Genomic DNA, 15,473 nt, shown 5'->3' with positions numbered 1-15,473 from the left:
AACCGAGAAGAAGTTTAAATAAAAATAAGAAGGAGATAAGATGATAATGCAGTTAAAAGGAAGAAAATTATGGATTAAAGTTGGAGTTACTGTTAGTTTCTTAATCATTACCTTCTTTTATATAGGCTTTTTTTCTAATTTAGAACTAATAACTTTAGATTATAGATTTATAGCTAAACATTTATTTAGTGAACAGTTTGAAAAGCAAGAGTCAGATATTACATTAGTTGCAGTTGATCAGATGTCATTATCTAATTTAGGGAACTGGCCTTTTTCTAGAAAGTTACATGCTAAAGTGATTAGAAATTTAACAGATGCTGGAGCTAAGGTTATCGGTGTTGATTTTATTTTTAATGAAGAAAATGTGGAGAATAATTCAGCTGATAAAGAGTTAATTCAAGCTACAAAAGAAGCTAGGAAGATTATCTATCCTGCTGTTTTGGATTTAGAGATTGAACGAAGTTGGCTTAGATTTAAAGAAGATAATATTGAAATTAAGGGAGTTAAATTACCCTTTAAAAAATTAGGAAGAGAAGCTACTGATTTAGGATATATTAATTTAATCATTGATAGGGATGGATTAGTTAGGAAACTTCCTACTGTTAATAAGTCGAAAAAAGATTATTTACCACTTAGTTATCAAATTATTACTGAGTATGATGATATTGAAGATAATAATTTAACCAAAACAGGGTTAATTAATTATGTAGGACCATCGCAGAGTTTCCCGAAACTTTCTTATTATGAAGTGTTAAATAATGATTTTTCTAAAGAACTAGTTGAAGATAAAATCATTTTGATAGGGGCTATGGCACCGGCTTTAGGAGATAAGTACTTAACTCCTTATTCCATCTTTGGACCTATGTATGGTGTAGAGATTCATGCTAACATCATTCAGACACTTTTAGATAAAAATACAATAAATAAATTAAATTTTACGTTAATATCTTTAATAGTTTTGATAATTGGACTTATAAATTCTTATTTCTTCGTGTATAGAAGACCTAAGATAGGGGTAATTATCTTATTGATTGAATTTATATTTTTCATATTACTAAGTCTTTACTTATTTATTCAATATGCTTTATGGTTAAAGGTAATGCCGATCCTATTTAATATAGTAATGATTTATTTAGTTGCTCTAGGTTATCATTACTTTTTTGCTGATCAAAAACAGATGCAACTTAAAGAGAGTTTTGCTCACTACTTACCTGAAGAGTTGGTCAATGAAATTTTAAAGAATCCTGAACAGATTAAATTAGGTGGTCAAAGACAACAGGTTACAATCTTATTTGCGGATATTAGAGGCTTTACAGCATATACTGAAGATCACACTCCAGAAGAGGTAGTTAATAAGGTTAATCAGTACTTATCAGTAATGACAAGGAATATTCTTATTTATGATGGTATGTTAGATAAATATATTGGTGACGGTATAATGGCTGTTTTTGGTGCTCCCTTAACAGATGAAAAACATTTAGAGAAAGCAATAGAAGCTGCATTAGAGATTAGAGAAATTACTCAAAATATAGATGATGATTTAGCTGTGGGAATTGGAATTAGTCAAGGAGAAGTAGTAGCTGGCAACATTGGTTCAAAGGAGAGAATGGATTATACTGTTATTGGAGATGCTGTTAATTTAGCAGCTAGATTAGAAGAAATAGCTAGGTCGGAAGAAATTTTAATAACTACTAAAGATTATAAATTATTAGAATCTAAATTCACAGCAGAAAGCTCAAGAAAAGTTGAATTAAAAGGAAAAGAGGGAGAGTTTGAAATTTATAATTTAAAATCAATGAGGGGTTGAGGTTAATGAAAAAAATAGTATTAGGCTGTTTAATTTTAGTTTTATTAAGTGTGCAGTTAGGTGGATATGCTCAAGAAGATAGAGTGGTTAAAGATGTTGAAGCAAAGGTAATTGGGGTTAAAGGTGAAGTTAAGTATCGGCCAGCTAAGGATTGGTGGAAATTTTGGTTATGGAAGGGTTTAGAATCAGGATCTAAGTTAAAAGCTGGAGATTTTATTATAACAAAAGAAGATAGTCAATTAGAATTGGAGTTTATAAATGGGACTAGGGTGTTAGTAGAGGAAAAGAGTAACGCAGAAATAATTGCCGGTAAAGAAGGTGAGGGGAATTCTCCTTATTTAAGGGAACAGACCTTAGAGTTAAAGTTAGGTCAGGCTTGGATAAAGACTATAGATTCATTATCTGAAGTTACTAGGTTTAAAGTTAGAACTCCTAATGCAGTAGCTGGCGTACGAGGTACACTCTTTAGTGTCAAGGTTAGTGATAATAAAGAGACAGATGTTTCAGTTCAAGAAGGAAAAGTAGCAGTTTCTAGTAAGAAAGATAATAAGATGGTTCTTAGAGATCAGCGTCTGCATGTTAATCGGCAAGGTGATTTAAAGAAAGTAAAGAAGGTTAAGAATAATCACAAGGAATGGCAGAAAGTTAAAGATTGGGTTAAAGAGAGTAAAGAGTGGGCTAAAAATAGGAAGAAAAAGATTAAAAAAGAGTTAAAGCAGGAGAAAGATAAAAGAAAAGATACTAATAAGAATAAAAAAGATAGAGAGAATAATAAAAATAAGAATAATAAAAAAAGTACTGATAAAATAAAGAGGGATAAAGATGCAAAAGATAATAAAGATAAAATAGATAAAGAGAAAGATAATATAAAAAATAAGGATAAGGAAGATAAATTCTTTGGAAGTGATGAAGATAGGCAAAGAGAGTATGACAGAGACAGAGATCATGACAGAGATAGAGATCATGATAGAGGAAGTAGTGGCGGTGGGAGAATGTAGCAGGATAATGGAGGTGACTTAGATGGTAAAAATGGATTTTTTATCAAAGATTCCACTTTTTTCTGATTTATCTAATAGCGAATTAAAAGAGATAGAGAAGATAACTATGTTTAAGGAAGAAGAAGCAGATAGGATTCTATTCTTTGAAGATGATGCAGGTGATGCAATTTATCTAATCTTAGATGGTATGGTAAAGGTGAGTAAAATATCAACCAGTGGTCGGGAAAAGACTTTGGCTATCTTAGAAAAAGGAGATTTCTTTGGCGAGATGTCTCTTTTGGACGGGGGCTTGCGCTCGGCAACGGCTCAAGTGTTAGAAGATGTTGAGCTATTATCGATTCATCGTCAGGATTTTTTGCAAGTGTTACATAGCTATCCTCAGATAGGAAGTAAGGTTATAGCAGTATTGAGTCGAAGGCTAAGGGAAACTAATCGTCAGTTAGGAAATGCACATTTTAAATCGGTAACAGAAAGAATTAAAGAGCTTTTAATCAAGTTAGCTAAGGAGAAAGGAGAAAAAGTGAAAGATGGTGTTTTAATTAAACAATACTTAACTCATCATGAATTAGCCAACTTAGCTGGTACTTCTCGGGAGAGTATGACTAGAACGTTAAATAAGTTACAGGAAGCAGGTTGGCTTAAAATTAAAGATAAAGATTTAATTATAGTTGAGGCGACAATAAATAATTTGTAAAAAATTTTAAAAATTACATATTTTATGGTATAATTAAACCATAATAGAGTTAATGTGATGGTCATCACAATAATATAGGTGGATTGAGGGTAAAATGGAATTAGATATTACTTCATTAGATGGAATTGTTGATAAAATGTTATCAGAGATTAAAAATAGTCAAAATGAAGTCTTTGAAATTGCTGAAGTAGCTAGGAAAGAATATGAGGCAGCTAAAGAAAAACTGCAGGAAATTAGAGATGAGACATCAGAAACCATTCAGCGAGTTGATGAATTAGTGAGTACTAATCAACGGGCCAGGCAAAGACTTGTAAAAGTAAGTCAAGATTTAAATAACTATAGTGAAAGTGCCATTAAAGATGCTTATGAAAAGGCTAAAGATACTCAAGTTGAATTATCTCTTTGTCAAGAAAAAGAGAAGCGACTACGAAAAAGAAGAGATGAACTAGAAAGAAGAATAAAGGAATTAAAGACTACAGTGGAAAGAGCCGAAAATTTAGTTTCTCAAATTGGAATTGTTAAAGAATTTTTAAATAATGACTTACAACAGTTTAGTTCGCAAATAGAAAATTTAAAACAGAAAGAACAACTAGGTATTAAGATTATTGAGGCCCAAGAAGAAGAAAGAAAACGAGTAGCCCGAGAGATTCATGATGGTCCAGCACAATCTTTGGCTAATGTTGTCTTTCGCTTAGAATATTCAGAAAAGTTATTAGATAAGGATATAGAAAAAGCTAAAACAGAATTAAATGATTTAAAAGATTTGGTTAGGAAGAGTTTACAGGATGTTAGAAAGATTATCTTTGATTTAAGACCGATGACTTTGGATGATTTAGGATTAATTCCAACTCTTAAGAAATATATTAATGATTTTATAAATAAGACAAGCCTAGATGTTCAACTAAAAGTTATATCCAATAACACAAAATTAAAATCTTCATATGAAGTAGCTGTTTATAGGATAATTCAAGAAGCATTAAATAATGCTAACAAACATGCTAATGCGAAAAGAGTCGATGTAAAGTTAGAATTAAAATCTAAGTTAATTAATGTAGTTATTAATGATGATGGTTCTGGTTTTGATGTAGAGCAAACGTTAGAGAATGCAACAGAAAGTGATTCATTTGGTTTACTTAGTATGAAGGAGAGGGCGGAGCTATTACGAGGGAACCTTAAGTTTCATTCAACTCTTGGGAAAGGTACTAAGATTATCCTAAAAATACCTCTTTAAACTAAAAATTTAAGAAATTAAAATAAATACATGTGAAAACAGGGATTTGTCTTTCTATGTAGAAAATTGTATTCATCAAATTCTCTTAAATTAATTATATAAAGGGGGTGACAGATCATGCTAGGGTTATTGACTAGGTTATTTAAAGAAGAAGAGGGACAGGGTATGGTAGAGTATGGTTTGATTTTGGCTTTGATTGCAGTTGTAGTTGTTGGAATCTTAACAACTATGGGAGATAACTTAAAGGGAATATTCGATACAATTAGTTCAAAGTTAAGTGGAACTACTAGTTAAATTATAGTTACATATTAGGGAATATATAAAACCCTGCTTGAGTTTAATCAAGTAGGGTTTTTATGCCTATTTATCGATTTAAAAGAGAGGGATTAGATTTAAAGGAGAGAGGCTAGAGGATGTTAGATATAATATTAGGAGTTATATTATTTATTGCCATGTGGATTGATATTAAGAAAGGAATTATTCCTAATTGGTTGAATTTTTCTTTAATTTTATTTGGACTCATAATTAATTTATACTTAACTGGTTGGACAGGATTATTATTTGGAATGAAAGGATTCTTATTAGGTTTAGCTATTTTTTTATTACCTTTTGCACTAGGAGGCTTAGGAGCGGGCGATGTTAAATTAGTATCTGCTGTTGGTGCTCTAAAGGGGGCTAAATTTATTTTTATAGATTCTGTAATAATTGCTATAGTCGGAGGGATTATTTCTTTATTTATTCTACTTAAGAATAAGAAGATAGGTAAATTTTTTTATAAATTGCTTTATCGATTACCTCTTAAAGATTTATCACAAAAAAGCAAGAGTGATTCATTTGCATATGGAGTGGCTATCGCTGTTGGGACTTGGATTACTTTATGGTTAAGGTGGTGAGGGAAGTGTTAATGAAGTTGTCACGAAACCAAAAGGGACAAGCTTTAGTTGAATTGGCTTTAGTCCTACCAGTACTATTATTGATTCTATTTGGGATTGTAGAGTTTGGTCGGATTTTTCATACATATTTAGTAATTAGTAATGCTGCTAGAGAAGGAGCCAGAAAAGGAGTCATTACTAATAATGATTCTGATATTGTAGCTGCTGTAGAGAGGGCTGCTAATCCTAGTCTAGATTTAGATGGTCTACAGACTAATATTACTCCTAGTGAAGCTGAAAGGGGTCGAGGAGATCCATTAAGAGTAGAAGTTAGTTACAAAGTTGATTTATTTACGCCAGTAATTACGCAAATTTTACCAGATCCTTTTCCCCTTAGTGATACTGTAGTCATGAGAATTGAGTGAAGAGTAAATTAAGGGGGAACTTACATGAAATTCTTTCGGTCTGAGGAAGGGACAGTCATAGTTTTAGTGGCTTTAATGATGACTATATTTTTAGGTTTCTTAGCCTTAGTAGTAGATATTGGAACATTATATTTAGCTCGAGTTAAATTGGTAAATGCCTTGGATGCAACAGCCTTAGCTGGAGTACAGAAATTACCTTCAACTCCTCAAGAGGCTAGAGAGGTTGCCCTAAACTACGCAGCTAAGAATGAATTATCTAATGATAATATAACCATTCAAATTCTAGATGATAATCACCAGATTGCTGCGAAAGGTAATAGAGAAGTAGTTATGAATTTTGCTTCTATATTTGGGATTGATCAAGTGCAGATAACAGCTTCTTCAAAAGCTAAAGTTGGCAAGATAACTGCCATGAGTGGGGTAGTACCTTTTGGAGTCTTAAAAGAGAATTTTGCTTATGGTGAAAAGTATTATTTACGCTATGGACCTGGAACTTCTGGGCAGACAGGTGCTAGAAATGGTAATTTTGGTGCATTGGCATTAGGAGGTAATGGTGCTAATAATTACGAAGATAATTTAAGATATGGCTATGATAGTGAATTAAAGATTGGTCAACAAGTAAGTACAGAGCCAGGTAATATGGCTGGCCCTACTACTAGAGCAATTGAAGATAGGATAGATAGTTGTCAAGAACTGATCCCTTGCACTTATGATTCAGTAGAAAAGGATTGTTCGCGTTTAATATTTGTCCCAGTCATTGATGAATTAGGTAGTGGTAGATCTGAAACGACTATTGTAGGTTTTGCTGCCTTCTTTTTAGAAGGGACAACTAGTCAAAAGGATAAGGAGAATAATCAGAGTCCAGGTCAAACTACTTATGTAGAAGGAAGATTTATTAGTTGGTTAGCTAGTTCAGGTGAAATGGGATCAGAGGGAGGAGAATTTAAATTAAGAACAGTTAAACTGGTAGAGTGAGAAAGGAGATTAAGATGAAGCCAAAAGTTATTTTAATTATAGCTATTCTTTTAGGCTTGATTACTTCTGGGACTGTTTATTTTATGATGGATAATGCACAGCAAAAGCCAGTAAAGAAGCCTCAGATATCAGTAGTAATAGCAAAGCAGGATATTCAGTCTAGAGAAACTATTAAAGAGAGTATGGTTCAGATTAAAAAGGTGCCTAAAGAGATGATGCACCCGCAAGCCTTCAAAAAGATATCTGAAGTAGTAGGTCAGCCGGTATTAAAGAAGATTATTGCTGGTGAGCAGGTATTGAAGCCGAGAATATTAAATAAGAAGCAGTTAAGTTCTGAATTAGCATTTAACTTAGATGATCATCAACGGGCAGTTACCATAGCAATTAATGAAGTTATTGGAGTAGCAGGGTTCTTAACACCAGGAGATTATGTAGATATAGTTGGTGTATTTAGTAATAATTCTGGGGATCAAACTTTATCCAAAACGATTTTACAGAATATTAAGGTTTTAGCAGTGGCTCAGGATATGGTTAATGATGAGAATCAGAAGCCTAAAGTGACAAAAAGTATAACTTTAGCTGTTGATTTAGATAATGCTGAAAAATTAATTTTAGCTGATGCTAAAGGTGATATTAGATTAGCATTGCGTTCAGTTCAAAATCAAAGTAGGGAAGTAAGTAGTGGAGTTGAATTGGATGAAATGTTAGGACAAAAATTAGGTCGTGATGAATCTACATCAGAGGTGACTAATAGAGAATCTAAAGCTAAAGAACCTAAACCAGTAGAGCCCAAAATAGTTAAAAAAACAAGTAAGCAGAATTCAGATAAGGAAGTTAAAGGTGAAAAAGTTGAAGTAATTCGTGGTACTGAAAAGAGTCATGTTATAGTACCACCACAGTAGAGGGAGGGATTGAGATGAAAAAAAGAAGAATAATCCTCTTGGTTAGTCTTTTATTATGTTTGGCTTTAACAAATGGTGTAACTGCTAGAAAAGCTAAAGTATTAGATGTTTCAGTAGGACAATCAAAGTTATTAAAGATTCCAGGTTTAAAGAGGGTTGCAGTTGCTAATCCAAAGGTAGCTGATGTAATAACTATTTCTGAAGAAGAACTCTTGATTAATGGTAAGTCAACAGGTAAGACAACCTTACATCTTTGGACTAAGGCGGGAAATCGGTTATATAAAGTTCAAGTTGATCAAGATGAAGAACCGATTATTAATCAAGTTGAAGAATTAATTAATATTGAAACTGTTGAAGTTGCTAAAATAGATGAGACGATTATTTTAACCGGAACTGTTAAGGATCAAAATGATCTTCGTAAAGCTAAAAAAATAGCAGATGTCTTTGGAAAAAAAGTAATTGATCAACTTAAAGTAAAGAGAACCTTACAGGTTTTAATAGAAGCTCATATTTTTGAAATTGATAAAACGAACAGTGAAGAGTTAGGCTTTGACTGGTATAGTGTTAATAGTGCTGGTGTTGATCTAGGTTCAGGCACAGCTTTATTTGGGGAAGATTTATATGATGATAGTGCGGATCCAGTGAAAAGAGATCCTAGTCCCAGATTTGGGTTAGGAGATTCAGCAAGGTTGAGTGAATTGAGAGCTAGATTAGAAGCATTAATCCAAGAAGGAAAGGCAACATTATTAGCTAAACCAAAATTAGTAACTAAGAGCGGTAAAGAAGCTAACTTTGCTGTTGGTGGAGAGGTTCCAATTGTAACTTCTAATGATTCTGGAGAGCAGACTGTAATTTGGAAAGAATACGGAGTTCAATTTAAGATTAAACCTACGGTGACTAAGAGCGGGAAGTTGAATACATACTTAAACCCTAAAGTAAGTCGTTTAGATTGGGCTAATGCAGTTGAAGGTTTACCAGCTATTAAAAGTAGTGAGGTAGCTACGGAGGTAGTAATTCCAGATGGATCTACATTGGCTATAGGCGGTTTAATTCAACATTCTCGTTCTAAGGATATTAAGAAACTACCGTTACTTGGGGATTTACCTATTTTAGGACGATTATTTAGAAGTGAAGCTTTTAGAGAAGGTGAATCAGAGTTAATCATATTAGTTACTCCGAAGATAATAAATTCAGCTGCAGCAAGCCAAGAAGAGATGAATGAGAATAATATTCTTAAAGAAAAGAAGAAGATAGAGCAGAGGTTAAAGAGTAAAAAGAATGATGATAATCAAGCGGTTAAAGAAGATAAGGTTAAGGAAGATAGAGATGAAAAGGATAAGGCTGAAGGAGAATAAGGGGTGATTAGAGGATGATTAAGATTTTATTGGCTGATGACATTGCTGAGACTCGAGCCAATATAAAAAGGTTAATAGAATTAGAAGATGATTTACAAGTGATAGCCGAGGCTATTAATGGTCAGGATGCAATTGAAAAGGCTAAAGATATCAAACCAGATATTGTCTTAATGGATATTAATATGCCGGATATAGATGGGATTGAAGCAACAGAAGTAATTAGCCGAGAAGTAGCCGAGACTTCAATAATTATGATGTCAGTGCAAGAAGAACAAGATTACTTACGTAAGGCTATGATGGTAGGAGCTAGAGAGTATTTGATTAAACCTTTTGGAGATGATGAGTTAATTAATACTATCAAGCAAGTTCATGAATTAGAGTCTAAAAGAAAAGATTATCTAACAACTGAAGAAGTTCAACTAGAGGCTGAACATAAGAAGGTTGTCTCTGTATTTAGCAGTAAAGGTGGAGTCGGCAAGACGCTTTTAGCTACTAACTTAGCTGTTCATCTACAGCAAGCACAAGGATTGGATACGGTTTTAGTAGATTTAGATTTGCAGTTTGGTGACGTGGCAGTCATGCTTGATCTAACACCTAGAATTACTATTACAGATGTGGTTAATGATCTTCAAAGTTTAAGCCCTGATAATATTGATGATTATTTACTCAATTACGAGAATGGTTTACATGTATTAGCCTCTCCTTTACGGCCAGAGGAGGCTGAAGTAATCAATGGTAATCAAGTTCAAAGAATAATTGATATTTTAAAAGAGAGATTCGATTATGTAATTATTGATACGGCTCAATCTTTTTCAGATCAGACTTTAACTGCTCTTGATAATTCAAATTTGATCTTATTGATTGCTATGCTAGATTTACCGACAATTAAGAATGTTAGGCTCTGTTTAGAGGTAATGGAGAACTTAAATTATCCAGAAGAGAAGATAAAGTTAGTCTTAAATCGTTCTTCTAAGGATGTGGGGATTAAAGTTAAGGATTTAGAGGATAATCTTAATTATTCTGTCGATATCCATATTCCTAGTAATGGAGAGATTACTGTTGATGCTATTAACCAAGGAGTACCTTTTGTTACCTCTAAACCGAAAGCTAAAATTTCGAAACATATTGCTAAATTAGCTGATCTATTAGTTGATAAAGAGGAAGCATTATCTAAGGAGAAAGAAGGTTTATTAAATAAGATTACAAGTTTTTTAAATAGTAGCAATTAAGAGTTAAAAGGAGGGGATGAAGATGTCTTTAAGGGAGCGGCTAGCTAAAGAGAAGGAACGTCAGACTGAAGCTAAGCCAGAATCAGATTTTAATTCTCAAAGTAAGACTTCTGTTTTACCCCAAGACCCTTACCGAGAATTGAAGACTAAGATTCACAATTATTTAATTAATGAATTAGATCTAGATATCTTGTCTGATACTGACGAAGGAGAAGCTAATGAGCAATTAAGAGAAGAGATTAAAGAGTCAGCTGCAGAAGTAATTGAAGCAGAAGATATGCATATTTCTCCTGGAGATAAACAAAGAGTAGTTAAAGAGATTATAGATGAGATAATTGGTTTTGGTCCGATTAATGGGGTTTTAAATGATCCAGATGTATCAGAAGTAATGGTTAATGGACCTGATCAAATTTATGTAGAAAAAGATGGGAAGTTAGTCTTAACTGATGTTAAATTTCGTGATGATGATCATGTTATCCATATCATTGAGAAGATAGTAGCCCCTCTAGGTAGGCGAATTGATGAAAGTAGTCCTATGGTAGATGCCAGATTACCTGATGGTTCCCGGGTAAATGCTATTATTCCTCCATTAGCGTTGAATGGACCTACAATTACTATTCGGAAATTTTCTGAGGATCCATTTACAGTTAGAGACTTAATTAATTTTGGGACTTTAACTAAAGAGATGGGGGATTTTTTGGACGCCTGTGTTGAGGTACGGCTAAATGTAGTTGTTTCTGGAGGAACAGGTTCGGGAAAGACAACCACATTAAATGTACTCTCTTCCTTTATTCCCAGTGATGAAAGAATTGTAACTATTGAGGATGCAGCAGAGTTACAGTTGGTTCAGGATCATGTAGTCTCTTTAGAGACTAGACCACCAAATGTAGAAGGTAAAGGTGCAGTTACTATGCGAGACTTAGTTAAAAACTCGCTAAGAATGCGTCCAGACCGAGTTGTAGTTGGAGAGGTAAGAGGTGGTGAGGCTTTAGATATGTTACAGGCTATGAATACTGGACATGATGGTTCATTAACTACAGGTCACGCCAATAGTCCCCGAGATATGTTATCTAGATTAGAGACTATGGTAATGATGGCTGGAATGGAACTGCCGGTTAAAGCTATTCGAAGTCAGATAGCATCAGCAGTAGATCTAATTGTACAACAGACTCGATTGAGAGATGGGAGCCGGAAGATAGTTAAAATAACAGAAGTACAGGGGATGGAAGGAGAGATTATCACCTTACAGGATATCTTTACCTTCGAACAAAAAGGGCTAGATGAGGATGGTAATATCCTTGGTGAACTAAAATCTACTGGTATTAGACCAAAATTTGTTGATCGTTTTAAAGCAGAGGGAATAGACTTGCCAGCGGATATCTTTAGTGCCTATTAGAGTAGGAGGGGGTTAAGATGATGATAGTAATCGCTATTTTGATCTTTTTAACGGTTACTGCAGCTACAATAGCGATTTATAGATTACTAACTGCTAAACAAGAAAAATTAAATAATAGATTAAATAAATATTTAGAGACTGAAGAGTACTTGGCCCAAGAGCAAATAACAGATACCAAGGAAGAGGATGCAGAGGAGGAAAGAAAATCTACAAAGTTATTACAAAATCTTAATCAATTTTTTTCTTCTTTTTCTTTAACTGCTAGATTAGAAGATGAATTACGAAAGACAAATCTACCTATTAAAGCTTCAGAATTTATAATTTTTAGTTTTGGAATCATATTCGTATTAGGAATTATCGGTATATTTATAATTAAAGATAACATAATTACTTTGTTATTAATATGTGTAGGGTTGATCATTCCTTATCTATATTTAAGATATAGTCAGAAGAAAAGATTAGATAAATTCAATGATCAGATAGCAGATTCTTTAACAATCATATCTAATTCATTAAAGGCTGGATATAGTTTCTTTCAAGCTATAGAGATGGTTGCTAAAGAGATGGCACCTCCTATTTCTGAAGAGTTTACTAGAGTTTTAAAGGAAGTCAACTTAGGAACTCCGGCAGAGGATGCTCTAAAAGCATTAACTGATAGAATAGAGAGTGAAGATTTAGACTTAGTAGTTACAGCTGTCTTAATTCAGCGACAGGTAGGAGGTAATTTATCTGAGATTTTAGATAGTATTTCACATACTATTCGAGAACGAATTAGAATTAGAGGAGAGATTAATACATTAACTGCTCAAGGTCGGATTTCAGGAATTATTGTTTCTTCTTTACCTATTGGTTTGGGAATCTTACTTTCTATAATTAATCCAGAGTATATGTTACCTCTCTTTACTCATCCTTTAGGCAAAATGATGTTAGGATTGGCTGTTATCTCTCAGTTATTAGGTGCAGTTTTAATTAAAAAGATTATTAATATTAAAGTATAAGGGAGCGGGTTAGATGCTATTTCCGGTGCTTATCTTTGTTATAGTAGTAGGTTTAACCTTTTGGTTAATTAACTCTTTGAGCAATAGAGAGCAAAAAGTTAAAGATAGATTAGAAAAGTATGCTCAATTTAAAAAAGAGGTTTTGCCTAGGGAGCTAGAGCTTGAAGAATCATTTGCCGAGCGAGTTATTAGGCCATTTTTACAGAAAATAGCTACTTTTTTTGTAAGACTAACTCCAATTGGATTTAAAGACAGTTTGCGAAGAAAATTAGTTTTGGCAGGGCATCCTTTCGATTTAGAAGCTAAAGAACTCTTAGCAATTCAAGGCATATTAATTATTATTTTGCCAGTAATTATATTCTTATCATTAGTTAATTTATCTTGGCAGAATGCTACTTTATTCTCGTTTGTCTTTGCTTTTGCAGGTTTTGTAATTCCACAATTTATTTTAAGTAAAAAAATTACTGAAAGGCAGCAAGAGATTCAAGAGACATTGCCAGATGTTTTAGATCTCTTAACTGTTAGTGTAGAGGCTGGATTGGGATTTGATTCAGCATTAGTTAAAGTAGTTGATAAGATTTCTGGTCCGATTAGCGAAGAGTTTGAAAGACTTTTACAAGAAATCAGAATGGGAAAACCAAGAAGAAATGCTATGCGTGATTTAGGTAACAGGACTAATGTAGAAGATCTTTCTAACTTTATTACAGCCATAGTCCAGGCAGATAAATTAGGAGTTAGTATCGGTAAGGTATTAAGAATTCAATCTAATCAAATCCGACTTAAAAGAAAACAAAGAGCTGAAGCTGAAGCTATGAAAGCACCTATTAAAATGTTATTACCATTAGTCTTCTTTATTTTTCCTACTCTATTTGTTATATTATTAGGGCCAGCAGCTATTAAAGTAATAAACTCATTTACCAAATTAAATTAAGGAGTCAGGCTAATGATTCTAATTAATGAAACTAAGGGCATAGTAATAGCGAGTCGAATTCAAAAGGCAGATACTTTCTCCCAAAGGTTAATAGGTTTATTAGGTAAGGATAATCTTGAAGCTGATGAAGGTTTATTAATTACTCCTTGTCAAATAATTCATACGTTCTTTATGAAGTTTGCTATAGATGTGATATTTCTGAATGAAGATAATATTGTAGTTAAAGTAATTTCTTCCTTACCGCCGAATCGAATTTCTAGTTTTGTTTCAAGTGCTAATAAAGTGATTGAATTCAAATTTACCAAAAATTTAGATGAAAGAGTAGAGGTTGGGGATAAGATAATTATAATTTAAGCTTGCTGAATTAATTATATAATTATATAATAGAATATAGTGAAGGAACAAATAGAAGGGAGTATTATTTTAGTATGAGTTCTGTAGCATCTATTAGCTGTTCTAAGTATGAAGAGAAATTAGTTACTGAGGCTGTTAGGAAGGCGATGGATGAATTAGGCGGATTAGAACGATTGATTTCAAAGAATGATCGAGTCTTAATTAAACCGAATCTTTTAAGTCCTAAAGCTCCAGAACAGGCTATAACTACTCATCCTTTAGTCTTAAAAGCAGTTATTCAATTAGTACAAGAGACAGGGGCAACCCCAGTAGTAGGTGAGAGTTCCGGAGGTTTTTTAGCTGAAAAGTCTTTGACCGCTGCTGCTTTTGAAAAGACTGGTATGAAATCTGTCTGTGAAGAATTAGATGTTGAGTTTATAAACTTTGATAGAGTAGAAACAAAATTAGTTTCTAATGTTGGTAATACTATTTCGGATTTTAATCTACCTATACCTTTACTAGAAGCAGACTTTATTATTTCCTTACCGAAACTAAAGACTCATAGTTTAACATTATTTACTGGAGCTATCAAAAATATGTATGGTGTTATTCCAGGATTAAAGAAGATGGAATATCATCGTGAATTCCCTAATCCTAATCGTTTTGCTGAAGTAATCGTTGATATCTTTGCTACAGTAAAACCTGATTTGGCTATTATGGATGGAGTGATAGGGTTAGCAGGTGATGGGCCTGGAAGTGCAGGAGTTCCTTGTGCCGTGGGTACTATTTTAGCAAGTACTGATTTAGTAGCTTTAGATACAGTAGCTGCTAAATATTTAGGATATGATGATAATCAAGTGCAGATTTCTAATATAGCAGCTAAACGAGGTTTAGGAAGAGCTAACTTGAATCGAATTGAAATTACAGGTAATTTTGTTCAACTAGAATATAAGCAATATGACCTTCCATCTAATGCCTTCTTATCGCATTTACCTAATTTTATTCTTAAACCATTTTTGCAATTGATGATGTCTAAGCCAATAATTGATCAACAAGAATGTACCAAATGTAGAACCTGTCTTAAAAGTTGTCCGCAGTTGGTAATTGAGGAGATAGATGATGGAGATACGGTTCATCTTGAGATTGATGAAGCTAACTGTATCAAATGTCTTTGTTGCCAAGAAGTTTGTCCTTACAATGCTATTGATTTAAAAGAGAATTTTTTAGTTAAATTTTTGCGTTACTTATAATAGATTAGATTTTGACTAGCTAACTAAATTATGGTATAATGATAGTGGCTAAAAATCGCACAGGGGTGGGGATATCT

Annotated in this window: 16 protein-coding genes; all 16 read left to right on the top strand. The window is 33.2% G+C overall.

The window, feature by feature from the left end; genetic code table 11:
* The first annotated feature begins 46 nt into the window (after nt 1-46).
* The 16 genes from B5D41_RS04285 to B5D41_RS04210 all read left to right on the top strand — a co-directional run bounded on the left by B5D41_RS04285 (nt 47) and on the right by B5D41_RS04210 (nt 15,396).
* The gene (locus tag B5D41_RS04285; RefSeq protein ID WP_159442881.1) at nt 47-1,807 is read left to right on the top strand and encodes a CHASE2 domain-containing protein; all 1,761 of its coding nucleotides are present in this window, start codon (nt 47-49) and stop codon (nt 1,805-1,807) included.
* A gap of 5 nt (nt 1,808-1,812) precedes the next feature.
* Complete coding sequence (locus B5D41_RS04280; RefSeq protein WP_078809372.1) at nt 1,813-2,805, top strand: FecR family protein; 993 nt, start codon at nt 1,813-1,815, stop codon at nt 2,803-2,805.
* Nucleotides 2,806-2,827: 22 nt separating this feature from the next.
* Nucleotides 2,828-3,499 carry a Crp/Fnr family transcriptional regulator gene (locus tag B5D41_RS04275; protein WP_078809371.1) on the top strand — a complete coding sequence of 224 codons (672 nt, stop codon included), beginning with the start codon at nt 2,828-2,830 and terminating at the stop codon, nt 3,497-3,499.
* A 94-nt stretch (nt 3,500-3,593) separates the two neighbouring features.
* On the top strand, nt 3,594-4,730 hold the full coding sequence (locus B5D41_RS04270) for a sensor histidine kinase (protein WP_078809370.1): 1,137 nt from the start codon (nt 3,594-3,596) through the stop codon (nt 4,728-4,730).
* A 117-nt stretch (nt 4,731-4,847) separates the two neighbouring features.
* Nucleotides 4,848-5,024, top strand: coding sequence for a Flp family type IVb pilin (locus B5D41_RS04265; protein WP_078809369.1), 177 nt, complete (start codon nt 4,848-4,850; stop codon nt 5,022-5,024).
* Between the two features lie 119 nt (nt 5,025-5,143).
* Complete coding sequence (locus B5D41_RS04260; RefSeq protein ID WP_078809368.1) at nt 5,144-5,623, top strand: A24 family peptidase; 480 nt, start codon at nt 5,144-5,146, stop codon at nt 5,621-5,623.
* An 11-nt stretch (nt 5,624-5,634) separates the two neighbouring features.
* Nucleotides 5,635-6,027: a TadE/TadG family type IV pilus assembly protein gene (locus B5D41_RS04255; RefSeq protein WP_143555657.1), complete on the top strand. Its 393-nt coding sequence runs from the start codon at nt 5,635-5,637 to the stop codon at nt 6,025-6,027.
* A gap of 24 nt (nt 6,028-6,051) precedes the next feature.
* Nucleotides 6,052-7,002: a pilus assembly protein TadG-related protein gene (locus B5D41_RS04250; protein ID WP_078809366.1), complete on the top strand. Its 951-nt coding sequence runs from the start codon at nt 6,052-6,054 to the stop codon at nt 7,000-7,002.
* Between the two features lie 14 nt (nt 7,003-7,016).
* The gene (cpaB, locus tag B5D41_RS04245; protein WP_078809365.1) at nt 7,017-7,904 is read left to right on the top strand and encodes a Flp pilus assembly protein CpaB; all 888 of its coding nucleotides are present in this window, start codon (nt 7,017-7,019) and stop codon (nt 7,902-7,904) included.
* 14 nt (nt 7,905-7,918) lie between these two features.
* Entirely contained in the window at nt 7,919-9,259 is a 1,341-nt protein-coding gene (locus tag B5D41_RS04240) for a type II and III secretion system protein family protein (RefSeq protein WP_078809364.1), read from the top strand.
* Nucleotides 9,260-9,273: 14 nt separating this feature from the next.
* Complete coding sequence (locus B5D41_RS04235; RefSeq protein WP_078809363.1) at nt 9,274-10,488, top strand: CpaE/TadZ family protein; 1,215 nt, start codon at nt 9,274-9,276, stop codon at nt 10,486-10,488.
* 22 nt (nt 10,489-10,510) lie between these two features.
* On the top strand, nt 10,511-11,884 hold the full coding sequence (locus tag B5D41_RS04230) for a TadA family conjugal transfer-associated ATPase (protein WP_078809362.1): 1,374 nt from the start codon (nt 10,511-10,513) through the stop codon (nt 11,882-11,884).
* Nucleotides 11,885-11,901: 17 nt separating this feature from the next.
* On the top strand, nt 11,902-12,882 hold the full coding sequence (locus tag B5D41_RS04225; RefSeq protein WP_078809361.1) for a type II secretion system F family protein: 981 nt from the start codon (nt 11,902-11,904) through the stop codon (nt 12,880-12,882).
* A gap of 13 nt (nt 12,883-12,895) precedes the next feature.
* Nucleotides 12,896-13,813: a type II secretion system F family protein gene (locus B5D41_RS04220; protein ID WP_078809360.1), complete on the top strand. Its 918-nt coding sequence runs from the start codon at nt 12,896-12,898 to the stop codon at nt 13,811-13,813.
* A 12-nt stretch (nt 13,814-13,825) separates the two neighbouring features.
* Nucleotides 13,826-14,167, top strand: a complete 342-nt coding sequence (locus B5D41_RS04215; protein WP_078809359.1) for a DUF192 domain-containing protein — start codon at nt 13,826-13,828, stop codon at nt 14,165-14,167.
* A 74-nt stretch (nt 14,168-14,241) separates the two neighbouring features.
* Nucleotides 14,242-15,396 carry a DUF362 domain-containing protein gene (locus B5D41_RS04210; protein ID WP_078809358.1) on the top strand — a complete coding sequence of 385 codons (1,155 nt, stop codon included), beginning with the start codon at nt 14,242-14,244 and terminating at the stop codon, nt 15,394-15,396.
* Nucleotides 15,397-15,473: the final 77 nt, after the last annotated feature.

The sequence above is a fragment of the Selenihalanaerobacter shriftii genome, assembly GCF_900167185.1.
Classification (GTDB): domain Bacteria; phylum Bacillota; class Halanaerobiia; order Halobacteroidales; family Acetohalobiaceae; genus Selenihalanaerobacter; species Selenihalanaerobacter shriftii.
This window is presented reverse-complemented; position numbering and strand designations above follow the sequence as displayed.

Coding starts and splice junctions, on each gene's coding strand:
- cpaB (WP_078809365.1), top strand. CDS start 7,017: ATGAAGCCAAAAGTTATTTTAATTATAGCTATTCTTTTAGGCTTGATT.
- B5D41_RS04230 (WP_078809362.1), top strand. CDS start 10,511: ATGTCTTTAAGGGAGCGGCTAGCTAAAGAGAAGGAACGTCAGACTGAA.
- B5D41_RS04250 (WP_078809366.1), top strand. CDS start 6,052: ATGAAATTCTTTCGGTCTGAGGAAGGGACAGTCATAGTTTTAGTGGCT.
- B5D41_RS04215 (WP_078809359.1), top strand. CDS start 13,826: ATGATTCTAATTAATGAAACTAAGGGCATAGTAATAGCGAGTCGAATT.
- B5D41_RS04270 (WP_078809370.1), top strand. CDS start 3,594: ATGGAATTAGATATTACTTCATTAGATGGAATTGTTGATAAAATGTTA.
- B5D41_RS04225 (WP_078809361.1), top strand. CDS start 11,902: ATGATGATAGTAATCGCTATTTTGATCTTTTTAACGGTTACTGCAGCT.
- B5D41_RS04210 (WP_078809358.1), top strand. CDS start 14,242: ATGAGTTCTGTAGCATCTATTAGCTGTTCTAAGTATGAAGAGAAATTA.
- B5D41_RS04275 (WP_078809371.1), top strand. CDS start 2,828: ATGGTAAAAATGGATTTTTTATCAAAGATTCCACTTTTTTCTGATTTA.
- B5D41_RS04265 (WP_078809369.1), top strand. CDS start 4,848: ATGCTAGGGTTATTGACTAGGTTATTTAAAGAAGAAGAGGGACAGGGT.
- B5D41_RS04280 (WP_078809372.1), top strand. CDS start 1,813: ATGAAAAAAATAGTATTAGGCTGTTTAATTTTAGTTTTATTAAGTGTG.
- B5D41_RS04235 (WP_078809363.1), top strand. CDS start 9,274: ATGATTAAGATTTTATTGGCTGATGACATTGCTGAGACTCGAGCCAAT.
- B5D41_RS04220 (WP_078809360.1), top strand. CDS start 12,896: ATGCTATTTCCGGTGCTTATCTTTGTTATAGTAGTAGGTTTAACCTTT.
- B5D41_RS04260 (WP_078809368.1), top strand. CDS start 5,144: ATGTTAGATATAATATTAGGAGTTATATTATTTATTGCCATGTGGATT.
- B5D41_RS04285 (WP_159442881.1), top strand. CDS start 47: ATGCAGTTAAAAGGAAGAAAATTATGGATTAAAGTTGGAGTTACTGTT.
- B5D41_RS04255 (WP_143555657.1), top strand. CDS start 5,635: ATGAAGTTGTCACGAAACCAAAAGGGACAAGCTTTAGTTGAATTGGCT.
- B5D41_RS04240 (WP_078809364.1), top strand. CDS start 7,919: ATGAAAAAAAGAAGAATAATCCTCTTGGTTAGTCTTTTATTATGTTTG.